Origin of the sequence: Methylophaga sulfidovorans (assembly GCF_900114205.1) — a bacterium.
Taxonomy (GTDB): Bacteria; Pseudomonadota; Gammaproteobacteria; order Nitrosococcales; family Methylophagaceae; genus Methylophaga; species Methylophaga sulfidovorans.
Genome location: NZ_FOSH01000001.1, coordinates 151,075 through 168,952, shown reverse-complemented (window position 1 = coordinate 168,952; position 17,878 = coordinate 151,075). Strand labels below are relative to the sequence as shown.

General features: G+C 41.0%; 16 protein-coding genes. 11 read left to right on the top strand and 5 right to left on the bottom strand.

The features are described 5' to 3' along the window. The first annotated feature begins 81 nt into the window (after positions 1-81). Genes BM232_RS00840 through BM232_RS00825 form a run of 4 tightly spaced genes read left to right on the top strand, consistent with a single transcriptional unit; the run spans position 82 to position 4,870 of the window. The gene (locus BM232_RS00840) at positions 82-1,029 is read left to right on the top strand and encodes an ABC transporter ATP-binding protein (protein ID WP_091711295.1); all 948 of its coding nucleotides are present in this window, start codon (positions 82-84) and stop codon (positions 1,027-1,029) included. Continuing rightward, on the top strand, positions 1,029-1,769 hold the full coding sequence (locus BM232_RS00835) for an ABC transporter permease subunit (protein WP_091711294.1): 741 nt from the start codon (positions 1,029-1,031) through the stop codon (positions 1,767-1,769). The genes BM232_RS00840 and BM232_RS00835 overlap by 1 nt, the downstream gene beginning before the upstream one ends. Before the next feature lie 15 nt (positions 1,770-1,784). Further along, the gene (locus BM232_RS00830; RefSeq protein WP_091711293.1) at positions 1,785-3,698 is read left to right on the top strand and encodes a Gldg family protein; all 1,914 of its coding nucleotides are present in this window, start codon (positions 1,785-1,787) and stop codon (positions 3,696-3,698) included. Positions 3,699-3,736: 38 nt separating this feature from the next. After that, complete coding sequence (locus tag BM232_RS00825) at positions 3,737-4,870, top strand: DUF4340 domain-containing protein (RefSeq protein WP_091711292.1); 1,134 nt, start codon at positions 3,737-3,739, stop codon at positions 4,868-4,870. A 32-nt stretch (positions 4,871-4,902) separates the two neighbouring features. Here BM232_RS00825 and BM232_RS00820 read toward each other — a convergent pair whose 3' ends face one another. Beyond that, positions 4,903-5,823, bottom strand: coding sequence for a chemotaxis protein CheV (locus BM232_RS00820; RefSeq protein WP_091711291.1), 921 nt, complete (start codon positions 5,821-5,823; stop codon positions 4,903-4,905). Between the two features lie 134 nt (positions 5,824-5,957). Here BM232_RS00820 and flgA point away from each other — a divergent pair, with 134 nt between their 5' ends. The 3 genes from flgA (at position 5,958) to BM232_RS00805 (ending at position 7,526) form a co-directional block, all read left to right on the top strand. Further along, positions 5,958-6,656, top strand: a complete 699-nt coding sequence (gene flgA, locus BM232_RS00815) for a flagellar basal body P-ring formation chaperone FlgA (protein WP_091711290.1) — start codon at positions 5,958-5,960, stop codon at positions 6,654-6,656. A gap of 65 nt (positions 6,657-6,721) precedes the next feature. Beyond that, positions 6,722-7,024 (top strand): flagellar biosynthesis anti-sigma factor FlgM, encoded by a 303-nt coding sequence (gene flgM, locus BM232_RS00810; protein WP_177207228.1) that lies wholly within the window; start codon positions 6,722-6,724, stop codon positions 7,022-7,024. A gap of 13 nt (positions 7,025-7,037) precedes the next feature. Further along, positions 7,038-7,526 carry a flagella synthesis protein FlgN gene (locus BM232_RS00805; RefSeq protein WP_091711288.1) on the top strand — a complete coding sequence of 163 codons (489 nt, stop codon included), beginning with the start codon at positions 7,038-7,040 and terminating at the stop codon, positions 7,524-7,526. Here the strand turns inward: BM232_RS00805 and hemH are convergent. Then, entirely contained in the window at positions 7,523-8,533 is a 1,011-nt protein-coding gene (gene hemH / locus BM232_RS00800; RefSeq protein ID WP_091711287.1) for a ferrochelatase, read from the bottom strand. The genes BM232_RS00805 and hemH overlap by 4 nt on opposite strands. 8 nt (positions 8,534-8,541) lie before the next feature. After that, positions 8,542-9,441, bottom strand: a complete 900-nt coding sequence (locus BM232_RS00795; RefSeq protein WP_091711286.1) for a TIGR01777 family oxidoreductase — start codon at positions 9,439-9,441, stop codon at positions 8,542-8,544. Positions 9,442-9,534: 93 nt separating this feature from the next. Here BM232_RS00795 and BM232_RS00790 point away from each other — a divergent pair, with 93 nt between their 5' ends. The 4 genes from BM232_RS00790 to BM232_RS00775 all read left to right on the top strand — a co-directional run bounded on the left by BM232_RS00790 (position 9,535) and on the right by BM232_RS00775 (position 14,154). After that, on the top strand, positions 9,535-10,479 hold the full coding sequence (locus tag BM232_RS00790) for a YbgA family protein (RefSeq protein ID WP_091711285.1): 945 nt from the start codon (positions 9,535-9,537) through the stop codon (positions 10,477-10,479). A gap of 167 nt (positions 10,480-10,646) precedes the next feature. Continuing rightward, complete coding sequence (locus BM232_RS00785; protein WP_091711284.1) at positions 10,647-11,837, top strand: sensor domain-containing diguanylate cyclase; 1,191 nt, start codon at positions 10,647-10,649, stop codon at positions 11,835-11,837. Positions 11,838-11,852: 15 nt separating this feature from the next. Next, positions 11,853-13,040 (top strand): putative bifunctional diguanylate cyclase/phosphodiesterase, encoded by a 1,188-nt coding sequence (locus BM232_RS00780; RefSeq protein ID WP_091711283.1) that lies wholly within the window; start codon positions 11,853-11,855, stop codon positions 13,038-13,040. 223 nt (positions 13,041-13,263) lie between these two features. Beyond that, positions 13,264-14,154 carry a crotonase/enoyl-CoA hydratase family protein gene (locus BM232_RS00775; protein WP_091711282.1) on the top strand — a complete coding sequence of 297 codons (891 nt, stop codon included), beginning with the start codon at positions 13,264-13,266 and terminating at the stop codon, positions 14,152-14,154. On the opposite strand, the gene BM232_RS00770 is transcribed toward BM232_RS00775, so the two are convergent. Next, entirely contained in the window at positions 14,144-16,717 is a 2,574-nt protein-coding gene (locus BM232_RS00770; RefSeq protein WP_091711281.1) for an ATP-binding protein, read from the bottom strand. The genes BM232_RS00775 and BM232_RS00770 overlap by 11 nt on opposite strands. After that, entirely contained in the window at positions 16,701-17,834 is a 1,134-nt protein-coding gene (locus BM232_RS00765; RefSeq protein WP_091711280.1) for an HD domain-containing phosphohydrolase, read from the bottom strand. The genes BM232_RS00770 and BM232_RS00765 overlap by 17 nt, the downstream gene beginning before the upstream one ends. Positions 17,835-17,878 lie beyond the last annotated feature (44 nt).

Below are 17,878 nucleotides of genomic sequence, written 5' to 3'. Positions count from 1 at the left end.
ATTCAAGCTTGACTTAAATTGTTTCACCTCAGAATATGACGGGTTTGCAAAAATGATTAGGAAGCGGGGGACGCTTTTGTTATGACATTGAGAATTGAGATCGATGATCTGGCCAAGTACTTTGGTGCGATCAAAGCCGTTGATGGTGTGTCATTTTCTGTCAGTAAAGGCGAAGTGCTGGGGTTCTTAGGCCCGAATGGCGCGGGCAAATCAACGACGATGAAAATGATTACCGGGTTTCTAACGCCGACCAGAGGCACGGTAAGAGTCTGTGGTTATGACGTGCTGACAGATCCTATTTCGGTGAAAGCGCATCTGGGATATCTTCCTGAGGGGGCTCCGGCTTATGCGGATATGACGCCGGATGGTTTCCTGAAGTTTATTGCTGAAATTCGCGGTATCAAAGGTGCTGACAGACGTCGAGCTGTTGACAGTGCAGCCGAACGGGCCCGCATTACCAATGTCATGTATCAACCAATTGAAACCCTGTCAAAAGGGTATAAACGTCGTGTTGGTTTGGCACAGTCTATTTTGCACAATCCGCCAGTGTTGATTCTTGATGAACCTACCGATGGTCTTGATCCGAACCAAAAACACGAAGTCAGAACATTAATCAATGAAATGGCTGAAGATAAAGCCATCATTATCTCTACACACATTCTCGAAGAAGTACATGCTTTGTGCACACGCAATGTGGTGATTGCTAACGGTAAAGTGAAGTTTGATGGCACCCCGCAAGAACTTGAATCAAAATCACGTTATTACAATGCTGTTGTGGTGAATGTCGCTAATATCGAACAAAACGCATTTGAGACCTTCTTGAAATCATTACCGTTTGTTGCTCAAGTTGAGCCAGTGGAAGGTGCTGGTTTCAGGGTCTATCCAAAAGATGGCCAGCAAATTACCGCAGAGTTATCGGAAAAAATTCGTGAGAATGGCTGGAGCATTGATGCCCTTCATGCAGAAGCTGGTCGACTGGACGAAGTTTTCCGTAGTATTACCATGCCTAATACGGGAGCCAAAAACTGATGAATATTCGTAATATCTGGTTCATTATGAAACGTGAGTTTAATGGCTATTTTGCTACACCAGTGGCTTATGTTTTTATCATTATTTTCTTATTGTTAACCGGTTTCTCAACATTCTATGTTGGTAATTTTTTCGAACGTGGTGAAGCTGATCTTTATCCTTTCTTCTCCATGCATCCGTGGTTATATATCTTGCTGATTCCGGCTATCTCAATGCGACTTTGGGCTGAAGAACGTAAGAGCGGCTCAATTGAGTTGTTGATGACCTTACCTGTTTCAGTTTTTGAAGCTGTTATTGGTAAGTTCTTGGCTGCCTGGGCATTTACTGGCTTAGCGTTGTTTTTGAATTTTCCATTGTGGATTACTGTGAATTATCTGGGTAATCCCGATAATGGTGTCATTGTGGCGAGTTTCTTAGGTAGCTTGTTAATGGCTGGCGGGTTTCTGGCAATTGGCTCATGTATCTCAGCGATTACAAAAAATCAGGTGATTGCTTTTGTAATTAGCTTAATTATTAGTCTGGTCTTTGTCTTAAGCGGCTATGGCATTGTCATTGACTTTTTCAGTGGCTGGGCACCCAAAACATTGGTAGAAACAGTGAGCTCATTTAGTTTCTTGACCCATTTTGACGCTATCAGCAAAGGCGTAATTGATATGCGAGATATGATGTATTTCATTTCATTAATCGTTATCTGGCTATTTGCTAACGCCCTTATCGTCAATGCTCGTAAGGCTGACTAGGAGAGAATTGCGACGATGAATAAACAACTACTATCTGTAACAGGTCTGATTCTGGCCATCATTCTGTTTGTATCATTCAATATTGTGGTCAATGGCAACTTCAAATCAGCTCGGGTTGATTTGACTGAGGATAATATCTACACCTTATCCGACGGCACGATTAACATTCTTAAATCGATGAAAGAACCCATTAGTCTGCGTTTTTATTACACAGAAAAAGCCGCTCAAGCATTACCTAGTTTGAAATCCTATGCGCAACGTGTTCAGGAATTATTGCTTGAATATCAACGTGCATCGAATGGCAAGATTCGTTTATTTATAATGAATCCTGAACCTTTTTCAGCAGATGAACAGCGTGCGGATCAATATGGTTTGCAGTCGATACCGATTGATGGTGAATCTGACCCATTATATTTTGGTTTGGCTGGCACCAATGAAATCGATGGTGTTGAGACGATTCCTTTCTTTCAGCCAGAAAAAGAAGACACGCTGGAATATGATCTAACAAAATTGATTTACAAACTGTCCAATAACAACAGAAAAACTGTCGGTGTTATTAGTTCACTGCAAGTCGATGGTGAGCAATATGATCCATTAAAAGGTGAAGTCGCTTCTGCTGATGGTGCGAAACCATGGGCAATGATGGCTCAGCTACGCCAGATGTTTAATGTGTCAGTGTTACCTACGGATATTCGCCGCATCCCTTCCAGTATGGATGCAGTCGTGGTGATTCATCCTAAAGAACTGCCTGAAAGCACGCTTTATGCTATTGATCAGTATGTTTTGGCTGGCGGTAAGTTGATTGCCTTTGTTGATCCGTATGCTGAAATCGATAAACCGAAAAAGGATCCGGATAACCCGATGAGTGCCATGTTGGCACCGCGAAGCTCAAATATGGAAGAGTTGTTTACGACATGGGGCTTTAAACGTTCAAATACAGATGTCGTCGCTGATCGTAAAACCGCAACGAAAGTGGACTTTGGTGCTAAGACTGATTATCAACCGATTGACTATGTGCTTTGGCAGAAGTTAACCAAAGATAACTTTAATAAAGATGAACGTATTACCTCAGCATTACGTCAATTGAATGTCGCTACACCAGGTCGTTTTGAAATTCTGGATGATCACACTACAAAAATTACACCTCTATTCTCATCGAGTAACGAGGCAATGTTAGTGGATAAGCGGGTTGTTCAGTTCCGTAATGATCCTGTTGCTTTATTAACTAAATACCAACCGGGAACAATTAGTTATCCAATGGCTGTTCGTGCCCAAGGTGAGGTAAAAACGGCATTTCCTAATGGGGCGAAAACAGCTTCTGGTGAAATGAAAAAAATGCCAGGTCATTTAGACAAAGCTAAGAAAGATATTGATGTTATCGCGATTGCTGATGTCGACATGCTGGATGACCGTTTCTGGGTAGAAACGCAGGACTTTTATGGCAAACAATTAGCCTTCAATACATCAAATAATATTGATTTCTTGATTAATGCTATTGAGGATATGACAGGCAGTGATGGCCTGATAAGTATTCGTTCACGCGCTGGTTTCTCGAAACCATTCTATAAGGTCATTGCTCTACAACGCGATGCTGAAAAACGCTTCCGTACAAAAGAACGTGAATTGCAGAACAAGCTGAAAGAAACACAGCAACGTATCGCTCGTATGCAAGTTCAGCGCAGTGGTTCAGGAAAACAAATTCTGTCTGCAGAGCAACAAAAAGAAATTGCTGAATTCCGCCTGACAGCGAATAAAACACAGCAGCAGTTGCGCGATGTACAAGCTAATCTGCGTAAAGATATCGATAAATTGGATGCACAGCTGAAGTTTTTCAATATTGGATTGGTACCGATATTAGTCGGATTATTAGCAGTGTTCACTGGCTGGATGCGAATTCGTAAACGTAATAAAGCACGTAGCCAGCAATAACGATACTGTTTTAGTCGACTCGATAATAGGTTTATAACATGACAAAAAAATTCAACAGTTTGACTATTCTTTTCATTGTCACTGTAGTGATGGTGCTGCTAATGCTGGTGACCATTTATCGAACGCATGATAATGATGATAATTATGGTTTGTTGTTCCCTGATTTATTCAGTGAATTGAGTCAGGTAGACACCATTCAGTTCAGCAGTGGGGAAGGCCAGTTTTCATTGCAGAAAAAAGGGGAAGATTGGTTCATTCCTGAGCACTATAATTATCCAGCTAACTTTGATGAAGTGAAACGGATGTTGATCGATCTGTCAGAAGCGAAGCTGATGGAGCAAAAAACAAGCAACCCCGAGCAATACGCTATTTTAGGCGTTGATGGTACAAAACCAGAAACACCTGATGGTGGCTCAATCAAAGTGATGCTTAAACAGGGGGATGAACAGATTGCGGGTCTGTTATTAGGCAAACAACGAGATGTTACCGTCGCCAGTGCAGGTCCAAAACAATTTTATGTCAGACGTGTAGGGGATGCACAAAGCTGGTTAGCGGAAGGATATTTGCTGATTAGTCCGGTGATGCTGAATTGGATTGATAGTCAGGTTATCGATTTAGCTCGTGAACGTATTGCCCGGGTGGAAATTATTCAGCCGAAGGGTGATATTGCTACGCTGGTGAATTTAGGTAAGAAAGACAAATTTGGTACACCTGAATCCGGTGAAAAAACCGTATTTAAATATCCTCAGTTGGGTTATGACATCGCCGGCTCATTACACCAATTGCGAATGGAAGATGTGTTACCGAAACAAGACTTCAATCGAGGCGATGCGGATGTTGTGATTGCGCGCTTTATTACCTTTGATGGTTTGGTGGTGACAACCAAGACTTCATTTATTGACGGGTTTTATTACACGACCTTGTCTGCTGACTATCAGCCTGATCTGGTGACTGAGGCACCTGACGATATCAAAGCCCTTAATGTTCTGAAATCAGAGGAACAGGTTAAAGCTGAAGTGGACGCCTTGAATAAAAAACTTTCTGAATGGGTATATCGTGTCAGTGGTTTCACTGGGACTAACTTGATGAGAGCGAAAGCGGATATCGTCACAGAAAAAAATAATGTGATTCCAATGCCAGCTGATTTAAATGGTTTTGGCCCGCTCCAGTAAATACTAAAAAAGGCTCTGAAAAGAGCCTTTTTTTATTTCAGCATGGATTGTACAGCCGCGGCTAATTCATCGGCAGAAAATTTAGGAATAAATTTATCAGCGCCAACCTTTGATACCAGAGCCTGATTAAATGTGCCACTCATTGAGGTATGTAACAGAATGGGTAGGCTTTTCATTGCCGGGTCATTTCTGACTTCTGATGTCAGGGTATAACCGTCCATTTCTGGCATTTCGATATCCGATATCATTAAAGCTATTTTTTCATAGATGTCTTCACCATTCGCTTTCCATGTCTTGAGCATATCCAGAGCTTCTTTACCATTTTTAGCTAAGGTGATTTCTAAACCAATTTGTTCCAGTGTGCGTTTAATCTGATTTCTGGCGACACTGGAGTCATCGACTACCAGAATATGTTGTCGTATCCCTTGATTATGTTCAGAGTAATTATTGACTAACTCAGAAGATACATCAGCCTGAATCCCCATTACCTCAGCTAACACTTGCTCAACATCAATGATCTGAACTAACTTGTCTTCAAACTTGGTAATCGCAGTCAGATAGCTGCTGGCACCTGATGCTGCTGGTGGCGGTAATACATCGGACCAACTGATATTAATAATACGTTCTACAGAAGTGACCAAAAATCCTTGAACAGAACGGTTATATTCAGTGAGGATTACAAAGCTTTCTGCCAGATCTTGTAAGGGGCGGCGACCAATGCTCTGAGATAAATCAACAATACTGACTGTTTGTCCACGAATGGAAGCCATACCTTTAATATTAGGATGAGACTGTGGAAGTTTTGTTAAGGCTGGACAAGCAATCGCTTCACGTACTTTAAAAACGTTAATGCCATATAGCTGAGCTGTGCCTAGACGAAATAACAATAATTCCAGACGATTCGTACCGGCAAGATTGGTACGTTGATCTACGCCATCAATAATGCTGCTCATGTTGACTCCTCTATGCTTAATGATGCTATCGGCAATGCTTACTAAGTCTTGAGTTTTTGCAATTGGGTCTAGGCATGTAACTTGCAGTATTAAAACCAAGAAGCTTTTTAACCTTATATATTAGGTGAACCCTCATGATTCGTAGATTTTTTTTATGCTGTTTAAGTGTCGTTTTATTGACACCTTCTGTAAATGCCGAATCTATACAACCGTTAGCCGGAATTGAGCAAACAGCCTACGTTTTTGCTATGAACGATGCACAAGCCTATTACGACAATCCTCAAGTGATTGTTGATGCTATGGATAAACGCTTACGACTGCAAGCATGTTCTGGTAATTTAGCTGCTTTTTCCACATCTAATGCTAATACGGTTGGCAACAGAACTATCGGGATCCGTTGCCGTGCACCGACAGAGTGGACTGTGTACGTCTCTGTTAAGGTTAAAGTTATGCGCCCAGTTGTCGTGGCAGCGAAGGCCCTGGCAGCCAATCAGACCTTGAAATCTTCCGATGTTAAAATTGTTATGCAGGATATTAGCGACTTACGGCAAGGTTTTTTACTTTCAGCAGATAAAGTATTGGGCCAACAATTAAAGTATCCTGTCGCTTTGGGAACAGCATTGACTCCTCGTAGTCTTAAGCAACAGAAAGTAGTTCAGCGTGGTGAACAAGTCATACTCGTTGCACAAGCAGGCTTTATGGAAGTGAGAATGAATGGCATGGCCATGGAAGATGCCATTCTGGGTGATAAAATTAAAGTAAAAAATAATTCTTCAAACCGGGTGGTAGAAGGTATCGTTCAGGCCCCGGGCATTGTTAAGGTGACAATGTAAAAAATTCTCAACTTTCATTCTTTGCTGCCGATACAACAAACATAAGATAAATGGAGACAGCTTATATGTCTGATATTAATAGTATTAAGCCACCATCTCAGACGGAATATAGTCCGTCACGAAATGTGGGTGAACGCAAAGAGGCGGCTGAAAAATCGCCGTCAGTTACAACAACGAGCCCAAACACGGAAAGTGATAAAGTGAGTTTAAGCGATACACTGTCGCAAGTAGAAAAAAGCTTAGCTGATGTCCCTACAGTGAATCAGACTAAAGTTGATAGTATTAAAGCGGCAATAGATAACGGAACTTATCAGGTTGACAGTCAACAGTTGGCACGAAAAATGATTGATTTTGAGGGTAATCTGTAAAAAGGACATCCTCATGTCAATGAATGCCATGCAGCAGCTGAGTACGATTTTACAATCAGAAATCAGCAATAGTACTGCACTTGCAACCCTGTTAAAGCAAGAACGCGATGCGTTAAAGATTTCAGATGTTGATAAAGTGTCTGAAATAACCAAACTAAAGCAGCCGTATTTATTAAAGCTGGAGCAACTGGCTCGGCAGCGTGAGCAATTACTGACTGCTGTGGGGTTCCCAGCAGGAAAATCGGGTCTCGAAGCCTTTATAGCAAATCAAGAAGAAGCCGAAGCAACCCACATGTCCATGCAGGTGACACGGCTTCGTGAAGTGGCAAAAACTTGCCGCGAGTTTAATCAAATAAACGGTGGCATTATCAATGTAAACCGGCAATATTTGGTCAGAGCTTTATCTATTTTACGTGGACGTGATCCTGAAACTGGCGCTTATGGGCCAGGTGGTGAATATACCAGCCAAGTCGTCAGACAGCCTTTAATTGGCCGGGTTTAATTTTGACACCAATCAGCTAACACATTAACCCAGGCAGGGTCGTCATTCATACACGGTATTAGCGTCAATTTCTCGCCACCTGCTTCTTTAAAGACTTCTTCGCCACGAATGGCAATCTCTTCTAATGTTTCGAGACAGTCCGTGACAAACGCTGGGCATAAAACCATCACATGCTTGGCGCCTTGTTGGGCTAAATCACGTAACTTGTCTTCAGTATTGGGTCCCAACCATTTTGCACGGCCCAGTCTGGATTGGAACGCAACGGAATAACGCTCTTTTGCTAAACCAGCTTGTGCGGCAAAGCACTCAGTCGTTCTCATAACCTGGTGACGGTAGCAGGTTTTATGTGCGGGATGACTACCCTGACAACAATTATCCTGCTTTAGACAGTGTGTACCTGAACTATCTAACTTAGTGATATGTGACTCAGGCAAACCATGATAACTAAATATAATGTGATCATAGCTTTGTTCCAGATAAGGTTGGGTACTGGTGACTAAGGCTCTAATATAATCTGGATCATCAAAAAAAGGTGGTATGACGCTCAGCTTGATATTTAGCTTGTGTTTGTTGATAACCCGTTTTGCTTCTTCTATAGATGTGGTTACCGTACTTTCTGCGTAATGTGGATAGAGTGGGATATAAAGTACTTCTTCTATCGATTTATCCTCGGTAATTTTTAATAATTGTTGTTCGATGCTGGGGTTGCCATAACGCATTGCCATTTCTACTGGGAGCGGTAATTTAGCCTGAAGCGCATTTTTTAACTTCTCTGATAAAACAATTAATGGCGAACCTTCAGGTGTCCATACGCTTTGATAAGCATGAGCTGATGCTTTTGGACGTGTCGGTAATACAAAGAGACTGACAATCATGCGCCTCAGCAACCAGGGTAATTGAATCACATACGGATCCATCAGAAACTGATTAAGATATCGACGTACAGAGGGTGTGTCTGGCGCGTCTGGAGAACCGAGATTGGCTAATAAAATGGCACGTTTTGTCATAGATAAATTTACGATTTATTTAAAAGATTGTTAAAGGCATTATCCAGCTCAGTATATTGGAATTGATAACCAATTTCCTTTGCTTTTTCCGGGTACGCTCGTTGCCCTCCTAATAAAAGCTGAGACATTTCACCTAAAGCGAATTTTAATATTGATTCAGGGGCTTTCAGAAATGCAGGGCGCTGAAGATGTTTAGCCAGGCTTTTTGTGAAGGTTTTATTGGTGACAGGATGAGGTGCTGTAGCATTAAATATTCCTTTTGCAGAGGGATTCTGACTGATGTAAATAATAAGCTGAACAATGTCAGAAATATGTATCCATGGCATAAATTGATGGCCATTTCCCAAAGTGCAACCTAATCCCAACTTAAAGGGTAAAAGCATACGCTGAAGAACTCCGCCTTCAGTACTCAGAACTAAGCCGGTACGAATGATGCAGGTGCGGATATCATTCGGGGCAGCTAGGGCTGCTTGCTCCCATTTTTCACAAAGCTCGTGAGTATAGTCGTTTTGATAACTGCTGTCTTCAGTAAGCGGCTGTGAGCCTTGATCACCATACCAGCCAACGGCAGAACCACTGATTAATGTGTGTGGCTTATGCTGACGACGTTTTATCCAATTCACTAAATGTTCGGTCAAATCAATCCGGCTTTTTTCCAAAACCGCTTTTTGTTTGTCACTCCATCTTTTATTCGCTATGGGTTCACCTGCAAGATTAATCACAATATCTATAGCGTGTTGCTGATCGATTTCATCAAGAGACTCTACGGCTGCAACTTTGTCACTAAAAAGGTTGATGACTTTTTGTCTATTTCTGCTTAGCACAGTGACATCATGGCCTGCTGTTAAAAGATGCTGACAAAGTGATGAACCAATGAGTCCGGTGCCACCAGTAATTAAATAATGCATATTGATGTCCTTAATAATCTTCGTCTGACCTTCACATTTTTTAGCAAACCTAGTGCTAAGATAATTTACAGAGTATGAGATGGACGTGAAGATATGAAAATTAAAGTCGGCATTAGCAGTTGTTTATTAGGACATGAAGTTCGCTATGACGGTACCCATAAACATTTACGTTTAGCTACGGAGAGCTTATCGCGCTATTTTGATTTTGTAGCTGAATGTCCTGAGGTGGGTATTGGGATGAGTATTCCTCGCAAACCTATACGATTGGTAGGTAATCCTGATAGCCCGGATGCGGTTGCTGTTCATGATGAGGCTTTAAATTACAGTCATGCGCTGACAACGTATGGAGAGAAAAAAGCAGCAGAACATCAGGATTTATGTGGTTATATCTTTATGAAAAACTCGCCGAGCTGTGGTTTGTTCAGAGTAAAGGTGTATCAGGAAAATGGTTATCCTTCATCGACACCTGGACGGGGGCTGTATGCCAAAGCGTTTACCGATGCACACCCGTTGTTGCCGGTGGAAGAGTCGGGACGATTGTGTGAACCTTTATTAAGAGAGAACTTCGTTACACGCGTTTTTGCTTACGCGAATTGGCTTCAACTCAAAAATCAGGGCTTAACTGTAAAAGCTATATTAGATTTTCATGTTCGCTATAAATATACCTTAATGGCACATTCACCAGCGAAATATGCAGAGTTGGGACGTATGTTAGCTGATGCAGGTAATCATGATATTGATGCCTTAGGTCAGCGCTATTTTGAAGAGTTAATGACAACATTGAAAACATTAGCTTCAAGAAAAACCCACACAAATGTATTGATGCATTTACAGGGATATCTGAAGAAGAAAATTTCTAGTTCTGAAAAACAAGAGTTAGCGGCTATTATTGAACAATATAGAACTGCGCAAATACCTCTGATAGTGCCTGTGACCTTATTACGCCATCATTTTAACAACCATCCCGATCCTTATATAAACAAGCAGGCCTACTTGCAGCCTTATCCGGATGATCTGAGCTTAAGGAATGCCATTTGATCTTATCAATAATGAACAGTTGTGAACTTCAATTCAGCTTAGGAATACTGAATTTATCAAATAAACATATACGGTATTGGTTTGATTGAGCATCATGCCGTTAGTCATGTGATTCTAATCAATGATATTCTCAGCTATTCGTAACATTACAGATAGATAATCAAGACATGGATGAGCAAGTCATATCAAGAAAACAAGCTGATCGCTTATATGATGAGGTGTTGTTTTCTAATCTCACAGTAATGGGTGTCTCCATACTGGTTTTTATCGTGTTATATGATCATGTCCAACCTTACTCACTACTATTATTTAGCTGGAGCTTTACTATTTGCGTATTGTCGTCAATACGGCTAATAGTCCTGTTTTTATATAAAAAACATAATGATATTTTGGGCTTCACGCCAAAAAAATGGATTATTGTTTATACTGTTCTAAGCGGGTGTGTCGGTATTGTGTGGGGGCTGGCGAGCACGTTCTATGTCCTTATCGATAATGTGCAGATTAATACCTTATTCTATATTTTAATTAGCACCGTAATAGCCGCTGCAGTACCGGTGTTAAGTGCCAGTTTCGCCACCTTTTTGGCTTACACTCTTCCCCAGTTAGTGTTGCTCACATCCATGTCAATCTATCAAATCGAGACGACGTTAGCTGATAAATTGGTTTATATCTTGATGTTTGGTTTTATCGCTTATTACTTATTAATGTTTTCCATGGCAAGGCGGGCTAATCAGAATCTAATTAAGAGTTTTAAATTACAGGAGAGTAATCAGGATTTATTAGATCAATTGAATGATGAAATGCTGAAACGTGAAGAGCTCATTAAAGAGCGTACCAAAGCGTTACAACTAAGTAATGAAAAGCTAAAAGCCAGCCAGGCGCATATGCTCAAGTTATCCCGGGCGGTAGAGTCGAGTCCAAATTCTATTTTGATTATGGATGAAAAAGGCACGATCGAATACGTTAATAAAAAGTGCGAACAGTTATCAGGTTATAGTGCTACCGAGATGATTGGTCAGAGACTTGAGAGCTATAAATCTAACAAAATGGTCTCGGCATTTTTTGATGAAATCTGGCTTCAGGTTTCTTCTGATGGGCAATGGTCAGGAGAAATTGAAAACCGACGAAAAGATGGCAGTTTTTACTGGGTCAAGCTCTATCTGGCGGCTGTTTATGATGACAAACAGCAGATTAGTCACTATGTCGCTATTTATGAGGATATTACCGAGTCAAGAAAACTGGCGAAGAAATTATCTTTTCAGGCAACCCATGATGATTTGACCGGCTTGATTAATCGTACTGAGTTTGAAAGACGGTTATCTATGTTAGTCAATGATGCTCAGCGAGTAGGGAGCTAACATGCTTTATGTTTCCTGGATTTGGACCAGTTTAAAGTCATTAATGATACCTGTGGCCATATTGCAGGAGATGAACTGCTCCGGCAGTTAGGGGCGTTACTTGGTAATTCCACACGAAAAAGCGATACGCTGGCACGGCTTGGTGGTGATGAGTTTGCGATTCTTGTGGAAGACTGTGAGTTGGAGAAAGCTGAGTCTATTGCAAATGAAATTAAAGAATTGGTGTCACAATTCCAATTTATCTGGGAGTCACAAATTTTTACTGTGGGTGTAAGCATTGGCGTCACGATGGTTACTTCTCATACCCGAGATAGAACTGAAGCCTTAAAACAGGCAGACAGTGCATGTTATGCGGCCAAAAACTCTGGCAGAAACCGTGTTTATATTTATCAGGAACAAGATCAACAGTTAACGACTCAGAAGGGAGAGTTCAAATGGGTCAACGAGATAAAGGATGCATTGGCTGAAAATAGATTTGAGCTGTATGCACAACCTATTGTGAGTACGACAACTGGCTTCCTGGAAATGTATGAAGTATTAGTCCGCCTGAGAAATAAGGCTGGCCAATTATTTCCACCGGGTGCATTTCTTTCTTCTGCTGAGCGTTACAATTTGTCTGAGCGAATTGATAAATGGGTTGTGAGCCATGTATTTGAATGGCTAGAGCAACACTACACATTATTACCGCATTTAAAATATCTAGCGATCAATCTTTCAGGTGCTAGTCTTGGTAAAGAGGATATGTTGTCCTTTATTAATACAAAATTGTCCTCAGCTTCTTTTCGCCGGGAAATGATTAAGTTTGAAATTACTGAAACTGCAGCTATTGGTAATTTGAAACAGGCTCACTACTTCATTGATAGCTTGTCAAAGTTAGGCTGTCAGTTTTCCCTGGATGACTTTGGTAGTGGATTGTCATCATTTGCTTATCTGAAAAATCTGCCTGTTCAGAGTATTAAAATTGACGGTATGTTTGTGAAAGATATGCATGTCGATCCACTTGATTATGAAATGGTTAAATCGATTAACGATATCGGCCATGTAATGGGATTAGAGACCATTGCGGAATTTGTTGAAAATGAAGAAATCTGGCAAAAATTAAAAGCCATCGGTGTTGATTATGGACAGGGATATCATTTAGGTAAACCTGAGCCTATTGCAGGCATTCTTCATCATGCTAAAACCATCGCCCCTGTAGCATAAACTGATAAGGCCTTAACAAGAGAATTGCGCATAATATTTCTAGTCAGATAATTGACAGTAGCGGAAATAAAAAAATCGTCGTTAAATTTTATGTAATATATTGATAATTAAATAGAAAATATATTTTTTTGCTATATTGCTGTTTGGGCATGGTTCCTGCAAAAGCTTAATTACCCAGCATGTTTTTACTTTTTGGTAATTAAGTCTGTATAGGAGATGATTTATGAATGCCCTGGCAAAAATGGATGACGCCGCTCGATTACAACAGGAGCAAAATCAGTTTTCACAACTATCTACATATTATGATAAGAAATACCGTACAGGCTGGTTTCGTATGCATGGAGAGCCCAGACCCTGCTTTACACCCACCTTATTAAGTGAAATTTCTACCTATTTCTCTGGTGTTAAACAAGATATGCGATTAACTCAGGGACAAAAATACGACTACCTGGTATTAGCCTCTGATGTTGATGGCATCTTTAACCTGGGTGGTGACCTGGGCTTGTTTGCAAATCTTATTGAGCAGCAAGATGCGGATGGTTTATTGGCCTATGCAGTGAGTTGTATTGAAGTTTTGCATGCCAACATGTCTCATCTCGATACTGATCTGACTACCATTGCTTTAGTGAAAGGTGATGCCTTGGGAGGCGGTTTTGAGTCTGCTTTATCAAGCAATGTGCTGATTGCCGAAAAGGGCGCAAAAATGGGGCTTCCTGAAGTCTTATTTAACTTATTCCCAGGCATGGGGGCATTTTCTCTTTTATCAAGAAAGATTGGCGCATCAAAAGCAGAAAAAATGATTCTGGCAGGTAAGTTATATGCTGCTGAAGAGCTTTATGAGATGGGCGTTGTTGATATTCTCGCTGAGCAGGGAGAAGGCGAGTGGGAAGTTTACCGATATATCGAAAAATCAAATAAAAATGCGAATAGTCATCGAGCAATGAGACAGGTTAAAGATGCTTGTAATGCTGTTAGCTATGACGAATTATTGACGATCACTAAAATCTGGGCCGAGTCAGCATTGAAATTGCAACCTCGTGATTTACGCATGATGCAACGTTTAGTCCAGCGTCAATCCAGTAAAACCGAACTCTTAGCATCGGCTAGTGTTTAGTCTCGTAATTATGGTCGGTAACGGTTTTTTTGAGGGCTGCTAAGGAATCATTAAATATCTGATTGATGTCTCGGGCGATTTGTTTTATTTCTTGGCTATTAATTTGATCAGGTTTGATTTGTTCTGCCTGACGGGTTAGCCACGCAAGTTTGATGGCACCTATTTCGGTGGAAGAACCTTTAAGAGCATGTAAGCTTTCACGATATTGATAATAGTCATCGAACACAGCATTGTTAATAATATCAATGTGCTTTCGACCATCGTACTCAAAGCCACTGACGAGACTATTGATAAATTGTTCACCTCCACCGAGTTCTTCTAACTCGGAGATGAGGCGGTAATCTAATAGTTGTTCACTATCTGGTGTTGAAATCACAGCGTCGATTTCAAACGATGATTGATTTTGTTTTGATTTTTTTGCGAAGCCCGCTATTTCTGACAATAAAGCTTTTGAATTAATGGGTTTTGTCAGAAAAATATCAGCACCAGCGTCAATACAGTTTTGTCTGGTTTCTGGTGTCGCATCAGCGGTAAGAATCATGGACGGTATTTTTCTTGATGTGTCCATAAATTGAGTTGCTTTAATGATATCAATCCCAGAATAGCCGGGCATATTCATATCCAACACCATTAAATCAATCTCATCGTAGTGATCACTGATAAGACTCATCGCTTCTTCACCTGTATTGGCTAGTATGAGCTTGTGTCCTATTTGACTCAGGATGCCGGATAATACCCGCTGGTTAACAATATTATCTTCTGCAATCAGAATGGTTAATTGAGTTTGAGAGTTTGCTTCAGATTGATAGTACTCATTGAGCTTAACCACTTTATCAGCGTTATAAAATGTAGACTCAGCTGAATGAAGCGCATTAAATAGAGCCCTTTTGTCTGCTACATCTTTTACAGACGAACGATAAAACTGATTAAGTTCTTCGTCTTGAAGTACATCACCAGCATGGTTCACTAAGACTAATGATAAATGTTGAAGACTGTCTTCCTGAGTTAGAAGCTGTGCATATTGAACGGGGTTGATTCCAGCCATGCAATCACTATCAATGACTAAGGTAGAAAAAGGCTGTTCATTTTCTGCAGCTGTCATTAATGCTGACATTGCCTGAGCCGAGGATTGCGCACATTGGTAATCCAGATTCCAGGTGTCAAAGCTTTGACATAAAGATGAAGTGATTTTTTCTGTCGCGAGAACGAGTACTTTATGTTCGTTTAATTCCAAATCATATTCAGAGTGGGTGTCAAAAGGCAATTCAAACCAGAATGTTGTGCCTGTGCCTAGCTCACTTTTTACACCTATCTCTCCTCCCATGAGTTCTACGAGCTGTTTAGAGATCGTTGTTCCGAGCCCTGTACCCTGGTATTTCGACGTGTTCGATACATTGGCTTGTGTGAAGTTATCAAATATCTTGTCTAGATATTCTTCAGCTATGCCGATGCCTGTATCACGTACTTCGAACCGTATAGTTATTTTTTGGCTTATTGTATCAGTCGCCACTTTTTCTAACAGTAATTTTACCGAACCAGTATCAGTAAATTTAATGGCATTTCCCAACAGATTAATCAGAATCTGGCGTAAGTGTTGTGGATCGCCTATCAGTCGATAATCAATATTTGAGTCAATATGGTAACTGACTCTGAGGTCTTTAGACTCACCCATTACAGCCTGTAATTCGATGATGTTATTAATCAAAGAATGTAAATCAAAGCTCTCTTTAGCAATATGTATCTTGCCTGCTTCTATTTTTGAAATATCCAGTACATTTTCAATTAATCCGGATAAGGTCTGCGCAGAGTTACGCATGATATTAACGAACTCATACTGTTGTGGACTTAATTTGGTTTCACCAAGCAGGTCAGCTATACCAATCACACCGTTGAGAGGTGTTCTCAGTTCATGTGACATATTGGCCAGAAAGCGACTTTTAGCCTCATTGGCAAGCTTTGCTGTTTTTATCGCGACATGGAGTTTATTAATCAAAAATGCCGAGTAGACAGGGATGACTAATAATAATAACAACAAGCTAAAACCAATGTGTTTGTGCTGGAGATCCTGCCAATAAGGACCGTAAACAACCGCAATGCTAAAACCAATCAATCCTACGCTGAGTGATAGATATAGGTATTGAGTACCGTAGCGGAAGCCATTACCCAAAATTACCCAGACATACAGGATGAACAGAAACACACTTTCATCACCTGAATAAAACATCAGAATCGACAAAGATCCTAAGTCTAAGAGGATGCCGGCAAAGCGTCTGATGGGGGAGGGATGAGGATTACGCAATATTGCTATGGCAATTGCCATGGCGCCAGCATAATAAATTAAAGTTACTAAGGTGGGATGAGAAAGCAATGTATCTTGTAATTGCTCTCCATCACTCCATGGCAAGGCGAAATAAAAAAGAATACCAAGCCCAATAGTTAAGCGTACTTTTATGGCCTGTTCAGGTTCGCTATCACCTGTTCTGCTCAGAATGGAACGGAAATGTTCTATCCTAGCTAAAAAACCGTTTTTTCTATCTGGCTTGGCGTTATCTGAATCGTTCATTAGGTTCATCCGCATACTCAGCCTGAATGGCTTTTATCTTATCTAGACTCTCGATAAATGCGTCAACACATACAGGATCAAAGTGGCTGCCAGATTGTTTTTTTATGTACTCAATGGCGTCTTGAAATGGCCATGCCACTTTATAGGGTCTTTCAGATACAAGTGCATCAAATACATCCGCTACAGCGACAACACGTGCAATAAGGGGAATCTCATCACCCTTTAAACCATTCGGGTAGCCTTTGCCATCAAAGCGTTCGTGATGATTCAGTGCAATAACGGCGCCTGTTTGCATATAGCGGGATTGGCTGTCCGATAAAATGGCATGTCCAATAGTGGTGTGGGTTTGCATGATGCCCCACTCATGATCACTTAGTGGGCCTGCTTTAAGCAATATACCGTCTGGAATGCCAATCTTTCCAATATCATGCATAGGCGCGGTATATTCTAATTCCTCACATTCTTTCTGGCTGAACGCATTAAGCGATTCGGCAATCACTCGCGCGTATTTTGCCATACGAATAACATGGTTGCCTGTACCTTCATCCCGGTACTCACCCGCACGAGCTAATCGTAATAAGGTTTCTTTTTCACGATCGACGACCTTCTTGGTGGCGATTTCAACCTGCCTTGCCAGCCAGTCTGCACGATCCTGAATAATCAGATGTTGTTCCTGCATTTGTAGCAGGTTTCGACAAGTGGTGCGGCATTCAATTTGATCGATTGGTCGAGTCAGGAAAGCCGTGGTACCTGCCTCCAATGCATTGTAGCGAACAGATTTTTCACTAACCACGGTAATCATGACGATAGGTACCGAATGACACTGAGGCATGACGCGAATTTTTTGAATAAACTCCACACCATTCATGTTCGGCATACGATAGTCAGTGATGATGAGATCCGGCTCGTTATTATTGAGCCAGATAAGACCTTCTTCCGGGCTACTCAACGACGTAACAATAATATTGTCAGCAATCTGTTGAATAATGCGTTCTAGAATTGTACGTCCTGTAGATTGATCATCAATGATCAATACCTGTTTGGATTTCTTCAGAATGCTTTGCCTCCTGGCTTTTGCATAGGGACTTTGAGTGATTAGTTTGTGTTCGCGAATCAAGATGATATACCTGACTATGTGGCACTTCTGACCGCGCATCCTGC